Below are 24,340 nucleotides of genomic sequence, written 5' to 3'. Positions count from 1 at the left end.
TATGCTTTGAATGAGTTTTATTTGTTCGTTGATTGTCTATTTTCCTTTAAAGCCCAGTCCTTTTTTAATCCAGAGAATGGCCTCATATCCTTTGAGTGTTTTTCTTGCTGTATCAAAAGATTGAAAACAGCCATTTCTTGGTATACCCCTCTTTAACCTGAAGTGATCATTTTCTATTCCCTGTTGTAAAGATTTCTTTGTTTCATGAACGCAGTGATTGGCAAGGATATGCTCATTCTTCATGGTCTGTATGGTCTTTGGAAACGGTAATGCTTTATCTGTTCCAATATGGGTTGGAGCGAACAGACCATCTTCTTTAAATGCTTTTCTAAAAAAGCGTTGTGCTGCTTTTATATTTCTTTTAGCTGTTAACAAGAAATCAATCGCTGTGCCTTCTTTATCAATGGCTCTATATAGATACTTCCACTGACCTTTTACCTTGATATAGGTTTCATCAATCCTCACCTCACCACAATGGGGCTTTCTATAGCTTCTCAAACGTTTTTCTAATAGTGGTGCATAGCGTAATACCCAACGGTTTAACGTGCTATGATCAACGCTTACTCCACGCTCTAAAAACAATTCCTCAATATCTCGATAGCTAAGACAATAGCGTAAATATTAGTTTACCGCTTGGATAATCATCAATCCACTAAAGTGGCGACCTTTAAAATCATCAATCCATTTCTATATCATACTAAAATACATAATTAAATTTGCAACAAGACCAAAAATATGATGGTCTAGTACCAACAGATAAAAAAAGGTCAAGTGGCTCTTATGGTCGTCAAGAGCTTCCCAGAACTTCAGAAGATGAGGTCAAAGCGGCTGCTGCACGTATTTTTAAACAAAAATGGGATAATACGCGTGTGAACCCTGATTATATCACTTTAAAAAAACTTGTCTAAAACAATTTGATGAAGGATAATTTCAATATCATAAAATTAATGTTCCTCCACATCCCCTTGAACCAACTGAATAGAATTTACTTTTCCAGCAGTTATACTGACAATACGATACAAAATACCATTTCCTTGACCTGCAACGTTCGTCAGGTTAGAAGACTGGTCATATGAAGAATAATCTTCTTTATTTTTAACCACGGGGATATTCATCACAAAAATCCATTTTCCCTCTGGTAAATTGGTTAATTTAAAATCCCCACTTGCATCACACGGAACAGTAAACGCATAGTCATTCATACGAGAATCAAAATTTTTGACCTTTTTGATGTCTCGCATTTTAACTTGCAACTCTTCAACAATATAGGGATCATAAGGATAATACGTGATCTGTTGACCCGCACAAGTCTTCATTGTTCCATCAGCTTCACGATAAATGCCCATGCCTGCGACCTTGGCAGTACCAACATTCTTAGACCATTGAACAGTTAATGGATCAAATTGACTTTTAAATTGATATTCTTTGGCAAAAGCAGCATGTCCAACACATACAGAAACTAACAAAGCAATGAAAAAAGTGCGTTTCATAATAGGTTAATCCAAATTTTAATGACGGAAATGGCGCATAGAGGTAAAGACCATCGCAATTCCAGCCTCATCTGCTGCTGCAATGACTTCATCATCACGCATAGATCCTCCTGGTTGTATAACCGCCGTAGCCCCAGCAGCAATCGCAGCTTGTAGCCCATCTGCAAAGGGGAAAAATGCATCAGAAGCAACCACGCTACCTTTGCTTAATGGTTCAGACACCCCTGCTGCCTCGGCTGCTTCAGAACTTTTATGAGCAGCAATGCGCGCAGAATCAACGCGGCTCATTTGACCAGCACCAACCCCAACCGTTGCTTTATTTTTCACATAAACAATCGCATTGGATTTAACATGTTTACCCACACGGAAAGCAAAAATCATATCTTCCATTTCTTGAGCCGTCGGTTGTCTCTTGGTGACCACTTTAAAATCAGCAGGACGACCATTATCACGATTTTGCAATAAAAATCCACCAGCTAATGTTTTCACCATTACCCCTTGTGCCATTGGATCAGGCATAGAACCGGTTTCCAATACACGTACATTTTTCTTTTTAGACAAAATTTCTAAAGCATCTACATTCACCTTAGGTGCAATCACAACTTCACTGAAAATAGTAACGATCTTCGCTGCCAGCTCTGCATCCAAAGGACGGTTCATCGCAATGATCCCACCAAAAGCAGAAACTGGATCACAACGTAAAGCTAGATCCCATGCCTCAGAAAGTGTTTTAGCACTCGCCACCCCACAAGGATTTGCGTGTTTTACAATAACAATCGAGGGTTCATCAAACTCTGCTACCGCTTCAAAAGCAGCATCTGTATCATTCAAATTGTTATAAGAAAGGTCTTTTCCTTGTAATTGCTTAGCCGTAGCAACGCCTGGACGATTTTCATCATTCGTATAAAACGCGGCTTGTTGATGAGGATTTTCACCATAACGTAAAACTTCTTTACGTTGACCACTGAAAACAACGCGTTCTGGGAATTGCTCTTTGGCTTTTTTGGCAAACCACGCAGAAATTGCCGCATCATAAGCCCCTGTTCTGGCATAAGCCGCTTGCGCCCAAGCTCTACGTTGTGCAAATGATGATCCACCCGTTTGACGCAAAGTTTCGATAAAAGACCCATATTGAGCAGCATCGGTTAGAACGGCAACATGGCTGTGATTTTTAGAGGCTGCACGAATAAGTGCTGGACCACCAATATCGATGTTTTCAATGACATCTTCTTCACCCGCACCAGAAGCAACGGTTGCTTCAAATGGATATAAATTCACACATAACAGATCAATCGGAAGAATTCCATGTGCTTTCATTTGATCTTGATGATCTTGTAAATCTCTGCGACCCAATAAACCACCATGAATTTGAGGCACCAATGTTTTAACACGCCCGTCCAAAATCTCAGGAAAACCTGTAAAGTCAGAAACTTCTATCACTCTGATTCCCGAATCACGAATGGCCTTAGCCGTGCCACCCGTAGATAGAATTTCTACATTTTGCTCAGCCAATGCTTTGGCCAACTCAAGTAAACCTGTTTTGTCAGAAACAGAAATTAACGCACGACGAACAGGAATAACTTTTTGATTCATTACTCAATTCCTAAAATATTTTCTTTACGATAACTTAATTTTGCTCTTATGGACGAGCAACCCATCGCCAAGTATATACACCTTGGCGTTCTAATTCACGATGCATAATTAAAACAGATGACCCTTCTTGATTATTACGAGGATGTGCAAGGCGTTGTGCCAAATCCTCAATAATCGTTACAGAACGATGTTGCCCACCTGAACAACCCACTGCAATAGTCGCATATTTCTTGCCCTCTAAAACAAAACGAGGCAGAATTAAACTTAACATTTCATCAATCTGATGCACATATTTTTGATAATCAGGGTCTTTTTCTACATATTCTTGAACATCTTTATCCAAACCTGTCTTTTTTGACAATTCTGGAATGTAATAAGGATTATGCAGAAAGCGAGCATCAAAAACCATATCCGCTTCACGAGGAACACCACTAGGAAAGGCAAAAGACATCAGAGTTACAGTTAAAAGCCCATTATTTTTATCATGGCCCAAATTATAACGTGTTTCTACCAATAATCTTAATTCCACTGGGGGCAGATCAGACGTATCAATGACCATATCCGCAACTTGCCGCAACGGTTCCATCAATGCGATTTCTGCCTCAATTCCTTCTTTAACGGTTCCGCCTGCTGCCATTGGATGTCGTCTGCGCGTGGCCGTATATCGACGCAACAAAACATCTGTTTCAGAAGTCGCATAAATTAACTGCACTTGTAATGCTGGATTTAATTTTAACCTAGACAGCAATTCCATCACTGCAGATGTTTCAAAACCATTGGTTCTGGAATCAAGTCCCAAAACAATAGGTCCCTCCACTTTACCCACAATATCGCTGATGACTTGCAAAGGGGGGTTATCGACCAACTCATATCCCAAATCTTCCAGTGTGCGAAGAATAGTCGATTTGCCTGCACCAGACAGCCCTGTTACAAAAATCACAGGTTGTTTAATAATATTTTTGTTTAAAAAATCATCTTGCATCGCAGAAAGATCAATCTTTGTAATATGCCTAATAATTTTTCAATATTAAGCAACATCACGCCCCGATACAATAGGGATTGTAATTAAATTTGCAACAAGACCAAATAACTTCGGATTAAATAACACACTTCCTTGCTAGCTCACTCATTTTATACCAAAATACAACTTCATTTCAAATTTACGACAAGACCTTAAAATATTATGAGTTGGAACCTATAAAAATGACAAATGCAATTTCAATTGGTCTAGATTTTGGCAGTGACTCTGTTCGTGCGCTGGCTGTTGATTGTTCATCAGGAACAGAACTTGCCACAGAAGTCATTTATTATCCTAGGTGGAAGCAAGGATTATATTGTATTCCATTAAAAAATCAATTTCGACAACATCCTTTGGATTTTATAGAATCATTTACCAAAGCAATCCAATCTGTGGTTCGACAACTCGGTTCTGTTGCCGATCAGGTAATTTCAATCGGTGTCGATGCGACAGGTTCATCTCCAGCACCGATTGATGATAAAGGGCAAATCTTGGCACTATTACCAGAATTTGCAGACAATCCCAATGCAATGTTTATTTTATGGAAAGATCATACGGCGATTGAAGAGGCAGAAGCTATTAATAAGCTATGCGAACAACCTCAACATTCGGAATTTTTAAAAGGATGCGGTGGTGTTTATTCTTCCGAATGGTTCTGGTCAAAAATTTTACATATTTTTAGACAAGATGAAGCGATAAAAAAAGCTGCCGCCTCTTGGATTGAATGCTCTGATTGGGTGCCTGCTTTGCTTTCTGGCACGACTGCACCTCAAGACATTAAACGGAGTCGCTGTGCTGCGGGGCATAAATGTTTGTGGAATGAACATTGGAATGGCTTACCTTCATATGAGTTTTTTAAAGACCTAGATTCCTCATTGGTTGAAGAGTTGCCCTATCCTTTATTTACAGACACATATACTGCCGAAGTGCCTGTTGGCACTCTTACCCCTGAATGGGCTAAAAAGTTGGGTCTATCTGAAAAAGTGGTTATCGCTGGTGGTGGTATTGATTCCCATATTGGCGCAGTGGGTGCAGGTGCCAAACCGTATTCTTTGGTCAAGGTTATTGGCACATCCACTTGTGACATGTTAACTGCAGAAAAAGAGCTGGTTGATGATCGCTTTATTAAAGGAATTTGCGGTCAGGTCAATGGTAGTGTTGTTCCTGGATATATCGGTTTTGAAGCGGGTCAATCTGCCTTCGGAGATATTTTTGCATGGTATCAACGGTTGCTTTCTTGGCCATTACAACAATTAAAAAAACATATTTCTGATCCTCAAGAGTTAGAGCAAGCAGAAAAAAACCTATTAAATGATTTGGCTCAAAAGTGGTTTGCACATATTGATTTAAATCATTTGCCTATTGCTTTGGATTGGTTTAATGGACGCAGAACCCCTTATGCTAATCAGCGCATGAAGGGGACGATCACAGGGATGACTTTGGCGAGTGATGCCCCTACCCTATTTGGTAGCCTAGTTGTCGCAACAGCTTGTGGAGCGCGTGCGATTATGGAATGTTTCATTGAGCAAGACATTCCCATCCATACCGTTATGGCGATTGGTGGAATTGCTAAAAAATCACCCGTCATTATGCAAGCCTGTGCCGATGTGATGAACCGCCCTATTGAAATATCTAAATCCGATCAATGTTGCGCACTAGGAGGGGCTATTTTTGGTGCTGTTGCCGCGGGTCTTTATAAAAATGTCACAGAAGCACAACAACATATGGCCAGCCCTGTTGCGCAAACAATGACACCTGATCCAAAACGCGCCCAAGAATATGAAGCCATTTACAAACAATATCTGAAATGGTCAGAGGTTTGCGAGCCACAATATAACAAATGAACGATTATTATTCATTTATCGAAGCGGGCTTTCCGCTATTAATTTATCACACTCTTTTATTTTAAAATAGCAATAGAGCAAAGGATTGCTGTCTTTATCAATCTATTTTATACAAGTGACATTTATTTATAAATTAACCCAAGGTATTAACTCTTATGCATAATGAAGTCTCTATTTTACCTCAAGAACAGTCAACTGTTAAAATTCTACTTTGCCATCATAAACAAGCACCCTATGTAAAAAATGAGTGTTTTGTTCCCATTCACGTTGGTAAAGAAATTAGTAAAGTAAGCTTAGATTATTGCATCGGGGATAATACGGGAGATAATATCTCTGCTAAAAATAAATCTTGGTGTGAATTGACGGCTCTATACTGGGCGTGGAAAAATTTAGACGCGGATTATTATGGTCTAATGCATTATCGTCGATATCTACACTTTAAGCAAGATGATAATAATTTTTATATTATCAACCAAATCTCAGAAACTGAAATAGAAAATGGTGGATGGGATGCAGAAAATATAACACGCTTTTGCTCTCAATATGACATTATCACGGCACCTATATGGGGCATTCATCCGGTCGGAGCGAATCATCATTTAATGACTGGTTATGATTTTTATGCCAAAGAGCATTATAGCAAAGATTTAGATATTGTTATTGAAATCATTAAAGAAAAATACCCACAATTTTACTTTTCCTTATTAGATACTCTCGCCAATAAACATTGTTTCTTTGGCAATATTGCCATCATGAAAAAAAAATATTTTCATGAATATTGTGATTTCATTTTTGGGGTATTATCAGAGGCAGAAAAGAAAATCGATATTTCCTCTTATGATTCATATCAATATAGAATCTGGGGATTTATTGCTGAAAGATTAACAAATTGTTATGTAATTTATGCAAAAAATCAATATCCAACATTAAAATCAACTACCTTGGGAATTACTTTTGGTGTTTTTGATAAGCCTACATATAATACAAAAGCAATATTAGCTCACAAATCACCAACAACAAAGACACAGGTGAATGAACCTATTAATATTTGCATGTCATTCGATGATAATTATGCAGCTCACGGAGATGCTGTTATCACATCAATGATACAAAACGCACATCCTCAACAACCTATCCATATTTATATTTTGCATGATGAAAAGCTATCTAACAAAAATAAAAAGATAATCCAACAAGCCGAAAATAAAAATATTCGTATTCATTATATTAAGATTAACAAGAAACTATTTAATTCGCTTCCATTAAACAGAGAATATATTTCTTTAAATACTTATTATCGACTAACCATTCAAAATTTACTACCCGATAATATCGAAAAGATCATTTATCTTGATTCAGATATCATTGTTTATGGCAATATTGCAGAATTATGGCAAGAATCGTTAGGAAATATGTGCGTTGGTGCCGTTTTAGACGAAGGAGGAATTCTTCAAGCAAGACGACTTTCTTTACCAGACACGAATTATTTTAATGCAGGCGTGATGATTTTTAATCTAGCACAAATTAGAAAAGAATTTAAAAATGTCTTTGTAAATTATTTTGAAAATTATTATAAATATAAAGAAATTATTACATTACAAGATCAAGATATACTAAACATAACGTTCTCAAAAAAAACAAAAATTATTCCCTTGCGCTGGAATATCAATAGCAGAATGTTAGAATATAATGACCTTGAATATAAATACTCCATCAAAGATGCTGAAGATGCCTTACGAAATATAGGAATCATTCATTACACAGATCAAAAGAAGCCTTGGAGATATAGTTGCAATCACCCATTCAGATCTTTATATTGGAAATACAGACTCAAAGGACACTATAAGCAATTCTCTCTTCATGAATTACTTGTATGGGGTGTATCAAAAGCTTCTATTAAAGTCTCTCAAAACCATGTTTCCTTCAAATTGGGCAAACTTCAAATTAATATGAACAAAGAATTAATTAGAAAAACTTTACACTTGCTCAAAATTAAATATTAACTTTTTAAATCTGAAATACTCATATCTGCACGCTGCCACCAGCATTGTTCTGGTGGACGGATATTTGGGATAAATTCCAATGGATTTCCTGTAAAACGCACAGTATTCGTTGGTGTTTCCAATATTTCTATTTGTTCACAATATAATCCAGACTGTTCAGCCGATAAAAAATTATTGAGTTTACTCATAAATAAACATGCCAGTAATTCGGTCGTCGGATCACCAGGCGTAATAAGTAATTTAGAAAGACGTCGAGGTTCATTTTGCACAAACCAATCTACTAATGGATCATTTTCTGCTAATTGAAACGCATGATCTACAGAGTTGTCAATAAAGCGATGCCATGTTCCTTTAGCTTTGTGAAAGGGAGCAACAACGTTCATTTTCCCATCTAATGATTGCGGATGCATGGGCTTAAGATAGATCTTTACCTCTTCATTATGCCCATGGGGCGTTGCACAAACCTCACTTGATCCATGAATGAGTCGATGTGCCATGGCAAAACGGCGTGTAAAAACAAGCTCTAGCACTTATTTATCCTTTGACTTTACATAGTTTTCCCAACCAGAGCGACGCAGTTCGCACGCTGGACACTCCCCACATCCATAGCCCCATTCATGAGCATGAGAGCGATCCCCTACATAACAACTATGGGTATCTTTATTAATTAACTCAATTAATGCATGCCCCCCTAATTGCTCAGCCATTCGCCATTCTTCGGCTTTATCAACCCACATAAGGGGGGTGTGTAAAACAAAACGATTACTCATTCCAAGGTTAATCGTAACTTGCAAGGCTTTAATGGTATCATCTCGGCAATCTGGGTAACCAGAATAATCCGTTTCACACATACCTCCAATAATATGACGTAAACGACGGCGATCAGCAATAATCGCAGCATAGGTTAAAAAGAGTAAATTACGACCTGGCACAAAAGTAGAGGGCAGCCCTTGTTTATCCCATTCAATCGCTGTTTCTCGTGTTAATGCCGTTTCAGAAATTGCCCCTAAATCAGACAGATTCATCACATGATCTTCACCCAAGCGATCATACCATAATGGATTGATATCCTGAATTTTATGACGAATATCTTGACGGCATTGCATTTCTACATCATGACGTTGCCCATAATGAAACCCTAATGTTTCGACCTTTTCAAATCTTTGTAACGCCCACGCCAAACAGGTTGTAGAATCTTGACCACCAGAGAATAAAACCAAAGCACTGTTGTAAAAAGAATCGGTTTGATTGTCAGTCATTATGGAATTCCTATGAGTTTATGAGTCTGTAACGAAAGATGCCATACAGGATGATTTTGACAAAATTCAATTGCCTTTTGCAAATGCTCTTTTTTGTTCAGGTCATCTTTGGGCTGTAAACGAAAAGTCGTAAATGCGAATTCGATAAAATCTTGAGGCTCTAATCCCTCTTGCGGATAAATTAATTTTAATTCATCCCCATGCTTTTGCACCAAATCCGCCCCTGCTTTTGGGCTGACACAAATCCAATCAACACCTTCTGGCACTGGTAACGTGCCATTCGTTTCAACCGCTATATAAAACCTTTTTTGTTTTAAAACCTGAATAAGATGTTCATCCAACTGCAACAAAGGCTCTCCGCCTGTAAATACGATAAAACGCTGTTTTGGATCACGCTGTCCCCAACATTGCTCAATCGCATTAGCAAGCATTTGTGCGTCAGTAAAACGCCCACCGCCAACACCATCCATTCCAACAAAATCAGTGTCACAAAATTGACAAACAGCACTTGCTCGATCTGCTTCTTGTCCTGACCACAAATTACACCCTGCAAAGCGACAAAAAACCGCCGTGCGTCCAATTTGTCCGCCTTCACCTTGAAGGGTTAAAAAAATTTCTTTTACTGCATAACTCATGGGATATGGTTTCCAAGAAAATAATCAAAAATACAAGCCTTATTTTCATAAGATAGGTATTATATAGCGTTTTTTATATGGATTTAGAATGTTTTTTCAAATATTCTATGACTTTTTCTTGAAGTAGCATCGTTAACCAATTTTCCTTATAAATTTTGATGAATTGATCTTGATGCTCCTGATTTATAATCGATATTATATTATTTCTTGATACGGTTTTTCATAAATAAATTCAATTTCTGGACTATTATATTGACTGGCTGGAGTGACTGTTAATCGTTGCCAAGGAATACATCCTAAAAACCATATTTTCCAAAATTTCAACCCATAATCAGGATTTTTATGAAGAAGTTTCTGAAAACTTTCAACTTGACCGACTTCAATCCCTATCGCTTCTTTCATCACTTCATATACAAACCGAGAACAAAATTGACGTGAAGATCGTAAGTTAAATCCAGTATCATATAAAATACTCATTCTCTTTTTAGAGGCTTGAACAATTTTAACTTGTTGAGCAATAGTCAATGGCTGTTTTAACCGTGCAATCGCAAAAGACCCGTCTTTGGATCGAGCTATAAATTTAGATAAAGGAGTAATTTTTGAGACTGGAATTGTACTTTCCGCCACCCAATATTCATTATTTTTAAAACCAACAATAATGCCAACATGATTCACCCATAATAAAGTGGCTTTTGCTACTTTATTAAAAATAAAATTATCAATACGAATAAAAACAATATCGCCTACTCGTAATATAGATGGGTCTAAATCCTGTAAAGAAAATTGAGTATTTTTCATAAAAATAGACCTATATGTTAACTATAAACATAAACTATATCATAAAATTAATTTTTGGATATCTTTTGTTTACTAAACGCAAACACGCTCCTCAATTTAATCTCCAAAATCTATTTTAAATAATTTATTTTTAACAGAAACACCAGGCTGTAAATCATATAAATCAACCATAGTCGTACGTCCCTGAGCATCTAAAACACGCCATGCTCTTAACATTATCGGATTTTGATTAAAGATCAATGTTAAACTGCCATCAGACGGAGATGCGGTACGCACAACGGTGATTTGAAATAACCCATTATTTGGAGGTGTAAAATTCGTCATGGTTACGTCCCCAGAAAAACTGAGTTGCGGTTTTAATAATAACCCCAAAGGACTTTGATCTAATGGTATTGTTGTTGTTTGTCCAACCTCGCTATCATGAAAAACCATTTTGCCATCATTCGCAACCAATAAAAGCTGGCTGGGTTTATTATATTCAAATCGAATACGATCTGGCTTTTTGATCCATACGGTTCCTGTGCTGCGTTGACCATCGGGGGCAATTTGTTGGAATTTTGCTTCAAGCGTGGTTAAATTATTAATCCATGTTTGCGCTTGGTCGGACAAGGCTTGATCTTGAGCAGAAAGCTGCACAGCACCATTATTATTCGACGCAGTTGATACAGTAATTTGCGCAGCAGCTTGATTGCTGGAACCTGTTATTCCAAGGCAAGTCATTCCTAATAACCCAATACAACCAGCAATAAGATTGATAGACTTCATAAACAGGTTCCTTTTTCCTCTATTATAATTTCTTATATAGAGGTTTTTTGATCTAAAGGCTAGCCTCTACAATACGGCGGCTGACTTCCAAAGTAACATTTCCTCTTTCTCCTAAAGCGGTCAAATGATGTCGACGTAATTGTTCAACGACTTTATCAACTGCACTGCTATCAACATCATACTCTTTTAAATAGGTTTTAATGCCTAGACTTTCAAAGAAAGCACGGGTTTTAGCAATGGCTTCATCAATGATTTTTTCTTCATCACTCCCTTGTAGACCCCATACTCTGCGCCCATATTGCACCAACTTACCATGCTTATCTTTACGCATTTCTTGCATTAAAGAGGGCAATAAAATACACAAGGTACGACCATGATCGATACCATATAAAATGGTCAACTCATGACCAATCATATGGGTTGCCCAATCTTGAGGAACTCCCGCGCCAATCAATCCATTCAACGCCATCGTTGCTGCCCAAATGAAATTGGCACGCGATTCATAATCTTCTGGATTATTAAGGGTTTTTGGTCCTTCTTCAATCAAAGTTAATAATATCCCCTCGGCAAAACGATCTGGCACGGCTGCATGAATAGGATAAGTTAAATATTGTTCAATCGTATGGACAAACGCATCAGCAATCCCATTCGCAATTTGCTTTTTAGGTAAGCTATAGGTTTTAGTCGGGTCTAAAATTGAAAATAAAGGATATAAAAGATCATTACGAATAGACAGTTTGTCATTTGTTGCTTTACGAGAAATAACCCCACCACAATTCATTTCTGATCCTGTTGCGGGTAAAGTAGGCACAAATCCAAAAGGCACTATGCTGGTAATATTACTGCCTCCATTGGTCACAATTTCCCAAGCATCACCCTTGTAATTCACAGCTCCAGTAATAAATTTGGTTGCATCCATCACGGATCCACCACCAACGCCAAGAAGGAAATCAAAACTCTCTTGACGAATTTTTTCTACTGCTTGCATGGAAGTTTCAAAGGTCGGATTTGCTTCTATTCCTTCAAATACCGCAAACTCACGCCTTCCCAAAGCCGTTTCAACTTCAGACAATGTTCCATTTTTACGAACACTACCACCCCCAATAATAATCAATACTTTGGCAGTTTCAGGAATTAAGCCATTTAATTTTTGAATGGTTTCTTGACCAAAAACAATCCGTGTAGGATTACAAAATTCAAAATTTTGAAGTGCCATTATATACCTTCACTTACAATAAAATAAATACGCAAGGCTACATTATAACAAATTATTTACTCTATAGAGATGAAAATTAATCATGTCTATTATGCATATAAATAATATATTATAAAAATAGTATATTTTACAATAAGTTATATAGGTATTTCAAAGAGCATAAAGAAAGATAAATGCCCTTTGAAGCTATTAAAAAAGAACTAGCTATGTGTTGTATTGGTTGAATTAACATCAGGTTTAACCACTGAAGGTGTAGAAATCATCCTAGCACCGCCAGAAGGTTGAATTTGAAAAATTTGTAAATCACGTTTAACATGCCCATCAGCTTGTAAAACAAATAAGCCATCAACCCCATCAAACCCATCTGCACGCATTAAATTTTGTGAAGTATATCCACCAATTTTACTAAGCGAATTTGTCAAAGCAGCCGTATCATAGGTTAAATCAGCCAATGGTTTTGGCGCAACACCATATTTTGCTCTGTATTGTTGTGCAAATACTGTTCTTTTTTTCGGATCAGGAGACGCATACCATGCCCCTTGCAATTTGCCTAATTTAGAAGCAAAAGCCCCCCACAACCCAGGTCCCATTATTCTGACTTTGGTAGAGGACACTTGGGTTTCATCCAAAGCATCAATAACGGATTGTAATTGTAATCCTGTATCCGCTAACAATAACGCATCAAAAGGAGGATTTCCAAGAGCTAAATTCTTAGTATCATTTTTAGGTGCAGAAGTTGATTCTGTTGGTGCCAACTCATCTAACAAATTACCCTCATTACTGTCACCTGTTGATGATTTTGCTGTCGTTGGTGATGTTAGATTGGTTTTAGCATCTTGAACACGCGCATCAAAATTGGATAATGTTTTTAATTGCTGAGTAATATCCTCTTTAGACGCAGTATGATAGATAATCACAGGCTGTGATAATCCCAAATCAGCACAGGCTTTGGTCAAGGCATTCCCCATTGCTTTACCCATGGGGTTTTCGGGCAATAAAGCTGCAAATTTTGTTTTACCTTCATTTTTTGCCGCACGAACCATTGTTAATACTTGTTGTTCTGGGGTTACGCCAAAAGCCCAAATATTCGAAGCCGCAACAGAAACATCACTGGTATACGCAATTACTGGCACATTACTGGCTGTGGTAACAGAGGCAACGTCCGTTGTATTCTTGGCTGTTAATGGACCCAAGATAATTCCATCACCCGCAGAAATGGCTTTGCGCGCAGCCTCCGCAGCACCGCCAGCTTGTTCTGTATCAAACACATCCAGTTTAGGTGCAGAAGGATCACTGAGTGCTAATTTGGCTGCTTGCATCATATTATTGCCCAACGCACCATTACGACCGCTGAGGGGTAATAATAATCCCACTTGTTTTTTAGGATTATCATTTGCAGAAATTACAGGATTATGGCTGCCATTCCCATCTGTAGAACAAGCTGCTATTATCAAAACCGGAACACAAACACTCGCTTTTAATAATTTACTCACTATACTAGCCTGCCTAGAAATCCCTTTGTGTAAAGGATTTATGTTCTTACTCAATATTTGTGCTCCTTTGATATAACCAAATTTTTATATTTTTTAAGATTGCTTTTATTATGAAACAAGAAAAATCTATACTATCAGATACTTCCTTACCTTTAACAGATCAACAAAATTCTAGTAAATCAGTCAAAGAGTCTGGCGAATTCATTCTTATTTCTACACCTATTGGCAATCTAAGCGATTTCAGCCTCAGAGCGAAACAAACGTTACAAGAAGCTGATATTTTACTATGTGAAGATACACGCGTTACAACTAAGCTCCTTTCAGCATATGGGATATCCATTCGTATGGAAAGCGTTCATGAGCATAATGAGACACAACGCACTACACAAATTATTTCATTATTGCAACAAGGTAAAATAATAGCCCTTGTTTCAGATGCCGGAACACCTTTATTATCTGATCCTGGATATCGCCTGACCAAAGCAATTATCGAAGCTGGCTTTCCACTTACAGCGATACCAGGTGCCAACGCAGCATTGACCGCATTAACCCTTTCTGGTCTTCCGCCACATCCCTATATGTTTGTTGGCTTCCCACCACCAAAATCTCAAGCCAGAAAAAATGGTTTTACCACTTTAAAAGCAGCAGAGCGCGCAGGACTCAAAGCCACGCTCATCTGGCACGAAGCCCCCCACCGTTTAATCGATATGTTAACAGACTTAGCCCTTATTTTCGGTAATGATCGCCCTGCTGCAGTGGCTAGAGAGTTGACAAAAAAATTTGAAGAAGTCCAACGCAATACACTTCAAGGGTTAATAGAGCATTTTACCAATGTCCCTCCTCGGGGTGAAATTACAGTGTTGGTAGGACCACCTCTTGAACAAGACGAAACTACCGAAGATGATTTAGATCAACAACTACAAACTGCTTTAAAAACCATGTCTGTCAAAGATGCCGCCTCATTGGTTGCCACTGCTATTCATTTGCCCAAAAAAATCGTTTATCAACGCGCTTTGGAATTAAGCAAAAATAGATAATATCTAAATTATTAAGGTCTTGTCGCAAAGTTTTAAGTTTAGTGGTTTTTAACATTATTTCTTCAAAATAGATTTTTTGAATTCATTGAATTATATAGATATTTTATAAAATTTAAACTTTGCGACAAAACCATATTTCCTTATACATGAATAATAACGTCTTCACTTAAATTGGCTGGAGTAAATCCAAGGATTTTACCAAAAAAGGAAAGCTCCATTTCCAAGACTTTGGTTAAAGTTGCTTCTTGCCTAAATCCATGACCTTCTTCTGGGAAAGTATAATAAGCATAAGGCACATGGTTTGTTTTCAATGCGTTAACAATAGCTTTGGCTTGAGATGGTGGAACAACTTGATCTTTTAATCCTTGAAAAACAATTAAAGGAGATTGGATATTATGAATATGGGTTAAAGGGGAACGTTCTTGATATAACTGTTTTTCTTCTGGATATGCTCCAATCAAACCATCTAAATAACGTGCTTCGAATTTATGTGTTTCTTTTGCTAAGGCGGTTAAATCACCAACCCCGTATAAACAAGATCCTGCCGCAAATAATTGAGATTGGATTAAAGCGGTTAATACTGTGAACCCTCCAGCACTGCTTCCTCTAATGACGATTTTTTGTGGATTAACTTTGCCTTGATGAATGAGATATTGACAGGCATCAATACAATCTTGCACATCAAGAATACCCCATTGTTTTTGCAAGGCTTCACGATAATTTTTACCAAATCCTGTAGAGCCGCGATAATTTACATCAACAACGGCAAATCCTCGGCTTGTCCAAAATTGAATTTTTGGAGTGAAACCGTTGGTTGTTTGCCCTGTTGGTCCACCATGCGCCAAAACCAATAAGGGAGGCAGTTCCTCTGCCATTGGGCAATAGTTTTTATTTGTGGGTGGATAAAAGAATGCGTGTGCTTTTTGATGATCTTGCGTTGGAAAAGTGATGGGTTGTCCATAAGAAATATCCTCTGGACTGAGTTGAATATTACTAGAGGAGCGTAAAATATGGTGTTTTCCATCAGTATCTTGCATCATGATTTGAGCAGGGCTGTAGGGGGAATGATTAATCCATGCAAAACTATTATTTTTTTGTAACGGCACAGGGCAGGATTCTGAATGATTAAGGTTAGTTTTTGATATTTGCCCATCGCAAATAAATATTGTTTCGGCATTACCTTTGGTGATTGCCTGAGCAATAAAGTGGTTATGATGAAGTGGATACCAGCTTTGTTGTCCGAACACCCACGTAGGTAAGCCAATTTCAGCATCTATTGGGGCTATGGCATATAGGTTTGGATCATCGATATTGACCTGATAAAGATTCCAATAGCCACTACGATCATTGCTGACAATCAAATTATGATTGGATGTCCACTCAGGTTGAATGAATGACTCTTGGATAGTTGTTCCTGTAATGATTTTGATATTGTGTAGGCAAAGCGTTTGATTAATTTCCGCGATACATAAGCGCGTTGCTTCCCAAGGCATGTTAGGGTGATCCCATTCAATCCAAGCTAGATGATGTTGGTCTGGGGATAAATGTGGGAAACTATAAAAATCAGCGCCTTTTGCTAAAATAGTGAGTTGCTGTGGTTTGGATAAAGACAAGGCAACAATATAATTTTCAACAATATCTTGCGTATGATGTTCAGCCACACAGATAACATATTGATCCATGATGCGAAAATCAGCGAAACGATAATTCTCGTCTTGAAAGATTAAAAGTGTTTGTTGCGCTTTGTTTATAAACCAAACAGCGCTTGTTTTTTGGTCACTAAAGATAATTTGTTGGTTATGTACATGATATGCCCCACCACCATATTCGTGGATACGCGTACCAACTGAAAAAGCTTGTGGGATTATGTCTGTTATGTTGGTTGTGGAATTCCATTTGACGAGAACGGTTCTGCCTTGTTCTTCGGGACGGCGTTCTAGCCAATAAATATCGTCGTGATCTGTTTGTAATTCAGAAAAAATTGTGTTTTTCCCATTGACGATTTGGGGGGTAAAGGGCGATATCCAGCTACCGCATAATTGTGGTGTTTTTAAATCAGTCATCGAATATACCCTTTACCAATGTTTACTCACGATCTGCTACTATTAGAATAATACTATATCATAAAACTAAGATCAGGACTCATTAATCGAGATAAAAGATGGCATGTAGGAATTGTTCGCGTTGTTTACAGATTTTGTTTAAAATAACCATCTAAGACCTCATAGGGTGTTTTTCCTTGAATGCCTTTATGGGGTTTAACAATGTTATAATAATTTATAAATCGTTTCAACTTTAACTTTCGATCTTGAGCATTGACGAACAATTCACGCTCATGCCACATTTCCATGAGTGTGCGAATGACGCGCTCTGCTTTGCCATTGGTTTGAGGGCAAGCTGGCTTGGTAAATTTCTGGTTAATCCGATTGGTATAACAAGATTTAACAAACAGATGTTCAAGCGTTCCTTGGTATTCTCTGCCATTGTCAAAGTAAACACATTCGATCGTATAAGGGCATTGAACCTGCACATCGTCTTGTAGGAACTGAGCTGCACTAAACTGAGATTTATCGTTGTAAATCCCTGCATAGCGTTCTCGAGAAAAATCATCAATACCTACAAAAAGATACTCCCGAGTTTGCTGTTTAGTCTCATTTTTTAACAAAGGAAGCCGTTTAGTCTCGACATGCACCATCTCCCCAGGATAAGAGTTGTTATATTTTTTGGCTTGCCGTCTGAGCTTGTCCTCAAGTGTTTTTTCAATCTTAGCAAGGCGTTTAATGCCATATTTGATTGTTTTATAACGTTCATTTGTGCTGGACATCGGCACAAATAATTGCAACCGAGCTCGCCTTAATACAACATAAATCGTAGGTCTGCTGACCATAAAACGCTTAGCCAGATCCGTTATCGTGACTTTCTCTTGATGATATAATCGCCATATCTCCTCTCGATGATACAACGTAAGCTTCGTTTTTCTATGTATGTTCATTACAGTAATATTCCATATCACTGTAAACAACGCGATCAATTCCTACATATAATAGATATTCCGATAAAGTAAAAATCTTGCTACAATATCTAAGATTAAACGCGCTTAACTAGGCATGACCCTTAATCAATTATCAAGAGGGCTTGTTTTTAAAGAGGTTTGTGTTCACAAACCCTATGTTTTCGAATAAATAATTTCTTTGTATCTTGTTTAATTGGGAAAAATATATAAATATTCTGGATAAGGATCTTCTTTTTGGTATAAAAGGAGTCAATATTGTCTGATATGACAATTACAATTTTTATAATGATTGTATAAGTTAAGCCATTATCCATGAATATATTTTCTTCTACGCACTCTACAATTTTTGCTTTGGCAACGGCTTCTGGTCGCGGGGCCGTTGCGATTATGCGCATCAGCGGTTCTCATACTTTGTCTATTTTGGAAAAACTATGTCATAGCGTACCAAAGGTAAGGCAAGCTTCTGTTCGGCAATTATGGAGAAGAGGCGATCAAGATGAGTTATTGGATCAGGCTTTGGTGATTTGGTTTAAAGGACCCAATAGCTATACAGGTGAGGATAGTGCAGAGTTGCATTTGCACGCAGGTCCAGCAGTAATAGATGCGATTGCAGATGTGTTGGTTTGTTATGGGGCAAGACCTGCACAGGCGGGTGAGTTTAGTAAAAGAGCGTTCTTGAATGGTAAGGTAGATTTGTTACAAGCAGAAGGAATATCTGATCTTGTAGAAGCTGAAACACAAGCTCAACGACGACAAGCGTTGGAACAAACCGAAGGTAGTTTAAGTGTAATTTATCAAGGATGGGCGCAAAAATTGCGTGAGGTTTTGGCTTTTCAGGAAGCGCTGATTGATTTTCCAGATGAAGATTTGCCCCAAGAGGTGGAGGAAAATTTAAAGGATACAATCCACATTTTACACCAGGAAATGAAAGCACATCTTAATGATGCGGGTCGTGGTGAACGTCTTCGTCGAGGATTGGTGTTTGCGATATTAGGTGCGCCCAATGCTGGGAAATCAAGTTTATTAAATTTATTGGCGGATCGTGATGCTGCGATTGTAACGGAACAGGCTGGGACAACTCGGGATGCAATTGAGGTAAGGGTCGTATTGGGTGATGTTCCTGTGACTTTGGTGGATACGGCTGGATTGCGTGAAACAGAAGATTTGATCGAAGCTGAGGGTATTAAACGCGCACAAAAAATTGGCAGAGAAGCGGATTGTGTTTTATGTTTGACGGATGCTTCTGTTGATGTGTCTGAACCAGAAGTTGAATGTGATTTTTGGATAAGAACGAAAAAAGATTTAAATGTTTCACGTGAAACATTGGATCGAAATGATAATAAAATATTATTTATCAGTGTCAAAACGGGTGAGGGTATTGATCTCTTAAAGCAGGCTTTGGCAGAAAAAGCGAAATATTTAACGGCAAGGCAAGGGCCACCCCCTTTAACCAGAGTGCGTCATCGTTTGGGAATAGAAGAATGTGTGCAGCATTTGGAAGAAGCGCAAAGATTGGATTGGCCGGAGCTGAGAGGCGAAGAATTACGTCTTGCGATGCAAAGTTTGGGTAGATTAACGGGCACGATTGGTGTAGAGGATTTGTTGGATACAATTTTTAGCCAATTTTGTATTGGGAAATAAATTTGGCTTATAAAATAACGAGAATGAGCAAAAGATAATGGTTAATGAAAAATATGATGTCATCGTTGTTGGTGGTGGACATGCAGGCAGTGAGGCCGCGGCAGCTTCTGCACGGATGGGCGCAAAAACATTATTATTAACGCATTATCAACATACGGTTGGAACGATGTCTTGTAACCCAGCGATTGGTGGGATTGGCAAAGGGCATTTGGTGCGTGAAATTGATGCGATGGACGGTATTATGGCGCAAGCAGCTGATCGTGCAGGTATTCATTTCAAGTTATTGAATCGTTCCAAAGGGCCCGCTGTTCATGGGCCACGCGCACAGGCAGATCGGATTTTATATCGTCAAGCAATCCAAGATTTATTGGCTGCAACCTCTAACTTAACGATTATAGAAGGGGCTGTTGCCGATCTTCGTGTAGGGAATGGGAATTGTGTAGGGGGTGTTGTTTGTGAAGATGGTAGAGAATTTTCTTCTGGTGCGGTTGTTTTAACGACAGGAACTTTTTTACGGGGTGTCATTCATATTGGTGAAAAAAGCAGCCCAGCTGGTCGTGTAGGGGAGGAACCTGCGACAATGCTTGGAATGCGTTTGGAAGTTCTTGGTCTGAGAATGGGGCGGTTAAAAACAGGAACACCACCACGCTTGTTGAGATCCAGTATTGATATGGAAAGTCTTGCTGAAGATAAAGGCGATGAAGAGCCAGAATTTTTTAGCCGTTTTACCTCCAAAGCGTATAATCCAATGGTTTCTTGTCGTATCACGGCAACCACGCCCGAAACGCATCAAATTATTCAAGATAATATTCATCGTTCAGCAATGTATGGTGGCTCCATCACGGGAAAAGGACCTCGATATTGCCCATCAATTGAGGATAAAATTGTTCGTTTTGCAGGGCGTGATCGCCACCAATTATTCTTGGAGCCAGAAGCTCTGCCTAATCACGAGGGGGGTGATTTAATTTATCCGAATGGGATTTCAACCAGTTTAGCTGAGGAAATCCAAGAAAGAATGGTGCATTCCATTCCTGGGTTAGAAAAGGCGGTGATTGTTCGTCCTGGATATGCAGTTGAATATGATTTTATTGATCCGCGTTCTTTAAACCCAACGTTGGAATTGCCCCAATATTCAGGATTGTTTTTGGCGGGGCAAATTAACGGCACGACAGGATATGAAGAGGCAGCAGCACAAGGGTTGCTGGCTGGATTAAATGCCGCATTACATGTTGGTGGATCAGATAAAATCACCATTGATCGTAGTCAAGGTTATATTGGGGTGATGATTGATGATTTGACTACGCAAGGGGTTACGGAACCTTACCGTATGTTTACCTCTCGTGCGGAATATCGATTAACATTGCGTGCAGATAATGCGGATGTGCGCTTAACCCCATTAGGTGAAAAATTGGGGTGTGTTGGTGCTGAACGTTTGGCGTTATATCGTCAAGATCAAGCATATATACAACAAGCGATAGAACGTGCCAGAGAAGAGAAATTTTTACCAAAATCGTTGTTAGCTCAAGGATTGAATATTTCATCTGATGGGCGTTGGCGCTCTTTCTTTGAGGTGCTTTCTTTGATACCTTCACAGGAATCTATTTCACAGTTAGCTCCTTGGTTTGTCGAGCTTCCAAAAAACATTCAAGAGTATGTGCGAACAGAAGCCCGTTATGATGGGTATTTGGTCAGGCAAGCGCGTGAAATACGTCAGTTGGATCAAGAAGCAAAAATTACTTTTCCCGCAGATCTAGATTACAAGCAAATTGGTGGTCTTAGCCGTGAAATGCAGGAGCGTTTAGAAGCGGTAAGACCTGTCAGTTTTAGTGCAGCACAGCGTATTCCTGGGGTAACGCCGTCGGCTTTGATGGCAATCCTGGCACATATTCGCAGCTTAGATGGGGTAGCAAAACATGCAGCCAAAGAATGAAAATGCTGAATTGTTAGAAAATGTTTCACGTGAAACAAAAGAAAAGTTAGTGTTATATGTTTCACTGTTGCAGCAATGGAATACAAAGATTAATTTGATCTCCAAGCAAACAACAGATCAAATTTGGGAACGTCATATTTGTGATAGTTTACAGCTGGTCAGTTTAATTGATGCGTCAGTTGGGTCTATTGCTGACTTTGGTTCAGGAGGGGGGTTCCCAGGGCTAGTATTGGCAATTGTAACAGGGATACCCATAACGCTTGTTGAATCAGATATGCGTAAAACAGTTTTTTTGCATGAGGTAGCCAGACAAACGCAATCAAACGTCAATATTTTATGTAAACGGATCGAGCAGGTTGATATTCCTCCAGTAGATTTAATTACAGCAAGAGCATTGGCTTCTTTGGAAACTTTGCTAGCATTTTCTGAAAGTAGATTAAAAGAAAATGGATATTGTTTGTTTCTCAAGGGACAGAAAGTCGATGACGAAATTGCAGAGGCACAGCAAAATTGGGAATTTAACTATTTGAAAATTCCTAGCAAGACGAGCCCTGATGGGGTTATAGTAAAAATCAATCAATTTAGACATATTGTGTAAGAAGTATGACCGAGAAAAATATAAAACAAAAAACACCACATATCTTGGCGATTGCTAATCAAAAAGGTGGGGTTGGTAAAACAACAACAGCAATTAATTTGGCCACTGCTTTGGCAGAAAAGAAAAAAGTTTTATTGATTGATTTAGATTCTCAGGGGAACAGTTCAACAGCGTTGGGGGTTGATTATAATGATCGTGCAGTTGGTACTTATAATTTATTAATCGATGGTGCCATCAGTGCAGGAATGGTTAAAAGCGGCATTGTTCCTAATCTGTCTTTGATTACGGCTGATGGCAATTTGGCTGGTGCAGAACTAGAGCTGATTGATGTTGAAAATCGTGAATTGCGGCTTAAAAATGCATTGGCAACTTTGTCTCAACAATATGATTATATTTTAATCGACTGCCCACCAAGTTTAGGAATGTTAACATTAAATGCGTTGGTTGCAGCAAATGGATTGATTGTGCCATTACAGTGTGAATTTCTGGCATTAGAAGGGATCAGTCATCTTGTTAAAACCGTCACACGCGTGCAAAAATCTTTGAACCCAGAATTGGATATACGGGCGATTGTATTAACTATGTATGATAAACGTAACAAGCTCTCTGAACTGGTTGCGGAAGATACCAAAGCATTCTTTGGGGACAAGGTTTGTAAAACGGTTATTCCAAGAAATATCCGTATTTCAGAAGCTCAAAGTTATGGAAAGCCCATTATGTTATATGATCGTAAATCTGCGGGGGCTGTGGCTTATATGAGCCTTGCCAAAGAACTGACACGTCGTTTTCAATAAGGTAAAGGGCAAAATTCGCTATGGCTGGTAAAAAAGGGCATGAAAAAGCGCGTTTAGGAAGAGGTCTGGCGGCTTTATTAGGTAATGCGGCGGTTGAAGACACGGTAAAACACTCTCGACAAAATAATGCAGATATGTCCACTTCACCAATATCATTGTTAAATGTGCCGATTGAATTTATAGAGCCAGGTCCTTTTCAACCTCGCCAAGTAATGATGCCAGAGGCTTTACAAGAACTTGCTGATTCAATTAAGCATCACGGGATTCTACAGCCATTATTAGTACGTGAAAAACCAGGATCAGAAGGGCAGTATCAAATTATCGCTGGGGAACGTCGTTGGCGTGCGGCACAATTGGCAACTATTCATGAGGTTCCTGTTCGAGTTTGCCAGTTAAGTGACAGTGATGCGATGGCTGCCGCTTTGGTTGAAAATCTACAACGTGCCGATTTGAATATTGTTGAGGAAGCTGAAGGTTTTTCTCGACTATTAAAAGAATTTGAGCTGACACAAGATGAGTTGGCTTCTGCTGTAGGAAAATCTCGCCCGCATATTGCCAATACCATTCGTCTGTTGCAATTGCCTGAAGAAGTGCGTTTGTATTTAAAAGAAGGAAAGCTGACTGCGGGGCATGCAAGGGCATTATTAATGCATCCTAATCCAGTTGTTGCAGCAAAAGAGATCATACAACGTGGATTAACCGTGCGCCAAACTGAAGAGTTGGTAAAACGTGATCAAGAAAAGAAGCCTAAAACACATCAAGAAATAGAACCTTTGGATGCAGAAATTAAATTATTAGAAAAAGATTTGCGTAGTAAGCTAGGATTGAACATCCAAATTAAATTTGATGGTAAAGGTGGCTCGGTCCAGATTTATTATAAATCTTTGGAGCAATTTGATGAGTTATTGGGTTTATTAAAGAAATAAATCTTCAAGAGAGCTATTTTCAAAGAGATGATAAAATTATCATGTAGTGTATAAAATGTAGAGGCGAAGGTTTGATAAAGTGTAGGAATTGATCGAGTTATTTACAGATTTTGTTTAAAATAATTATCTAAGATCTCATAGGGTGTTTTTCCTTGAATGCCTTTATGAGGTTTAACAGTATTATAATAATTTATAAATCGTTTATAACTTTAACTTTCGATGTCTTGTCGCAAAGTTTTTAGTTTAGTGGTTTTTAATATTATTTCGGTCTTGTCGCAAATATTGAA

The 24,340-nt window shown here is 38.4% G+C and carries 21 protein-coding genes and 1 pseudogene; 9 read left to right on the top strand and 13 right to left on the bottom strand.

Translation table 11 applies throughout. The annotated features are described in order from the left end of the window. Window positions 1-39: 39 nt before the first annotated feature. Window positions 40-681, bottom strand: a pseudogene (locus QJV33_RS05075) (IS6 family transposase); the annotation flags it as partial. Window positions 682-716: 35 nt separating this feature from the next. Here QJV33_RS05075 and QJV33_RS05070 point away from each other — a divergent pair. Further along, on the top strand, window positions 717-908 hold the full coding sequence (locus QJV33_RS05070; RefSeq protein ID WP_281462294.1) for a DUF4385 family protein: 192 nt from the start codon (window positions 717-719) through the stop codon (window positions 906-908). Window positions 909-944: 36 nt separating this feature from the next. Here QJV33_RS05070 and QJV33_RS05065 read toward each other — a convergent pair whose 3' ends face one another. From QJV33_RS05065 to rapZ, 3 genes are read right to left on the bottom strand one after another with little or no spacing between them, the layout of a single operon-like run. Beyond that, window positions 945-1,490 (bottom strand): hypothetical protein, encoded by a 546-nt coding sequence (locus QJV33_RS05065; protein ID WP_281462293.1) that lies wholly within the window; start codon window positions 1,488-1,490, stop codon window positions 945-947. A gap of 18 nt (window positions 1,491-1,508) precedes the next feature. Continuing rightward, window positions 1,509-3,083, bottom strand: a complete 1,575-nt coding sequence (gene purH, locus QJV33_RS05060; protein ID WP_281462292.1) for a bifunctional phosphoribosylaminoimidazolecarboxamide formyltransferase/IMP cyclohydrolase — start codon at window positions 3,081-3,083, stop codon at window positions 1,509-1,511. A 46-nt stretch (window positions 3,084-3,129) separates the two neighbouring features. Next, complete coding sequence (gene rapZ / locus QJV33_RS05055) at window positions 3,130-4,065, bottom strand: RNase adapter RapZ (protein WP_281462291.1); 936 nt, start codon at window positions 4,063-4,065, stop codon at window positions 3,130-3,132. Window positions 4,066-4,286: 221 nt separating this feature from the next. Here rapZ and QJV33_RS05050 point away from each other — a divergent pair, with 221 nt between their 5' ends. Both QJV33_RS05050 and QJV33_RS05045 read left to right on the top strand, forming a co-directional pair. Beyond that, window positions 4,287-5,945 carry a ribulokinase gene (locus QJV33_RS05050; protein WP_281462290.1) on the top strand — a complete coding sequence of 553 codons (1,659 nt, stop codon included), beginning with the start codon at window positions 4,287-4,289 and terminating at the stop codon, window positions 5,943-5,945. 155 nt (window positions 5,946-6,100) lie between these two features. Then, entirely contained in the window at window positions 6,101-7,948 is a 1,848-nt protein-coding gene (locus tag QJV33_RS05045; RefSeq protein WP_281462289.1) for a DUF4422 domain-containing protein, read from the top strand. On the opposite strand, the gene QJV33_RS05040 is transcribed toward QJV33_RS05045, so the two are convergent. The 7 genes from QJV33_RS05040 to QJV33_RS05010 form a co-directional block, all read right to left on the bottom strand. Beyond that, window positions 7,945-8,478 carry a 6-pyruvoyl trahydropterin synthase family protein gene (locus QJV33_RS05040; RefSeq protein WP_281462288.1) on the bottom strand — a complete coding sequence of 178 codons (534 nt, stop codon included), beginning with the start codon at window positions 8,476-8,478 and terminating at the stop codon, window positions 7,945-7,947. The two genes, QJV33_RS05045 and QJV33_RS05040, sit on opposite strands and share 4 nt — an antisense overlap. Then, window positions 8,479-9,207 (bottom strand): 7-cyano-7-deazaguanine synthase QueC, encoded by a 729-nt coding sequence (gene queC / locus QJV33_RS05035; RefSeq protein ID WP_281462287.1) that lies wholly within the window; start codon window positions 9,205-9,207, stop codon window positions 8,479-8,481. It lies immediately after the preceding gene. Then, entirely contained in the window at window positions 9,207-9,842 is a 636-nt protein-coding gene (gene queE / locus QJV33_RS05030; RefSeq protein ID WP_281462286.1) for a 7-carboxy-7-deazaguanine synthase, read from the bottom strand. Before queE ends, queC begins: the two co-directional genes overlap by 1 nt. Before the next feature lie 195 nt (window positions 9,843-10,037). Continuing rightward, the gene (locus QJV33_RS05025) at window positions 10,038-10,640 is read right to left on the bottom strand and encodes a YebB family permuted papain-like enzyme (protein WP_281462285.1); all 603 of its coding nucleotides are present in this window, start codon (window positions 10,638-10,640) and stop codon (window positions 10,038-10,040) included. A gap of 96 nt (window positions 10,641-10,736) precedes the next feature. Then, window positions 10,737-11,405, bottom strand: coding sequence for a LolA family protein (locus QJV33_RS05020; RefSeq protein ID WP_281462284.1), 669 nt, complete (start codon window positions 11,403-11,405; stop codon window positions 10,737-10,739). Window positions 11,406-11,457: 52 nt separating this feature from the next. Next, complete coding sequence (locus tag QJV33_RS05015) at window positions 11,458-12,621, bottom strand: iron-containing alcohol dehydrogenase (RefSeq protein WP_281462283.1); 1,164 nt, start codon at window positions 12,619-12,621, stop codon at window positions 11,458-11,460. A gap of 200 nt (window positions 12,622-12,821) precedes the next feature. Beyond that, the gene (locus tag QJV33_RS05010) at window positions 12,822-14,114 is read right to left on the bottom strand and encodes a penicillin-binding protein activator (protein WP_281462282.1); all 1,293 of its coding nucleotides are present in this window, start codon (window positions 14,112-14,114) and stop codon (window positions 12,822-12,824) included. A 110-nt stretch (window positions 14,115-14,224) separates the two neighbouring features. On the opposite strand from QJV33_RS05010, the gene rsmI reads away from it, so the two are divergent. Beyond that, on the top strand, window positions 14,225-15,151 hold the full coding sequence (rsmI, locus tag QJV33_RS05005; protein WP_281462281.1) for a 16S rRNA (cytidine(1402)-2'-O)-methyltransferase: 927 nt from the start codon (window positions 14,225-14,227) through the stop codon (window positions 15,149-15,151). Window positions 15,152-15,291: 140 nt separating this feature from the next. On the opposite strand, the gene QJV33_RS05000 is transcribed toward rsmI, so the two are convergent. After that, a complete protein-coding gene (locus QJV33_RS05000) occupies window positions 15,292-17,214 on the bottom strand; it encodes a S9 family peptidase (protein ID WP_281462280.1) in 1,923 nt (640 codons plus the stop codon). Between the two features lie 125 nt (window positions 17,215-17,339). Next, complete coding sequence (locus tag QJV33_RS04995) at window positions 17,340-18,143, bottom strand: integrase core domain-containing protein (protein ID WP_281462279.1); 804 nt, start codon at window positions 18,141-18,143, stop codon at window positions 17,340-17,342. A 333-nt stretch (window positions 18,144-18,476) separates the two neighbouring features. On the opposite strand from QJV33_RS04995, the gene mnmE reads away from it, so the two are divergent. From mnmE to QJV33_RS04970, 5 genes are read left to right on the top strand one after another with little or no spacing between them, the layout of a single operon-like run. Further along, window positions 18,477-19,805 (top strand): tRNA uridine-5-carboxymethylaminomethyl(34) synthesis GTPase MnmE, encoded by a 1,329-nt coding sequence (mnmE, locus tag QJV33_RS04990; RefSeq protein WP_281462278.1) that lies wholly within the window; start codon window positions 18,477-18,479, stop codon window positions 19,803-19,805. A gap of 37 nt (window positions 19,806-19,842) precedes the next feature. After that, the gene (mnmG, locus tag QJV33_RS04985) at window positions 19,843-21,735 is read left to right on the top strand and encodes a tRNA uridine-5-carboxymethylaminomethyl(34) synthesis enzyme MnmG (protein ID WP_281462277.1); all 1,893 of its coding nucleotides are present in this window, start codon (window positions 19,843-19,845) and stop codon (window positions 21,733-21,735) included. Beyond that, window positions 21,719-22,333: a 16S rRNA (guanine(527)-N(7))-methyltransferase RsmG gene (gene rsmG / locus QJV33_RS04980; protein WP_281462276.1), complete on the top strand. Its 615-nt coding sequence runs from the start codon at window positions 21,719-21,721 to the stop codon at window positions 22,331-22,333. The genes mnmG and rsmG overlap by 17 nt, the downstream gene beginning before the upstream one ends. A 5-nt stretch (window positions 22,334-22,338) precedes the next feature. Beyond that, a complete protein-coding gene (locus QJV33_RS04975) occupies window positions 22,339-23,127 on the top strand; it encodes a ParA family protein (protein WP_281462275.1) in 789 nt (262 codons plus the stop codon). Between the two features lie 20 nt (window positions 23,128-23,147). Beyond that, window positions 23,148-24,053, top strand: coding sequence for a ParB/RepB/Spo0J family partition protein (locus tag QJV33_RS04970; RefSeq protein ID WP_281462274.1), 906 nt, complete (start codon window positions 23,148-23,150; stop codon window positions 24,051-24,053). Window positions 24,054-24,340: the final 287 nt, after the last annotated feature.

This window comes from Commensalibacter nepenthis, assembly GCF_029953305.1.
Classification (GTDB): Bacteria; Pseudomonadota; Alphaproteobacteria; order Acetobacterales; family Acetobacteraceae; genus Commensalibacter; species Commensalibacter nepenthis.
The sequence above is the reverse complement of the archived record's forward strand: the minus strand, read 5'-3'. Positions and strand labels throughout refer to the sequence as shown.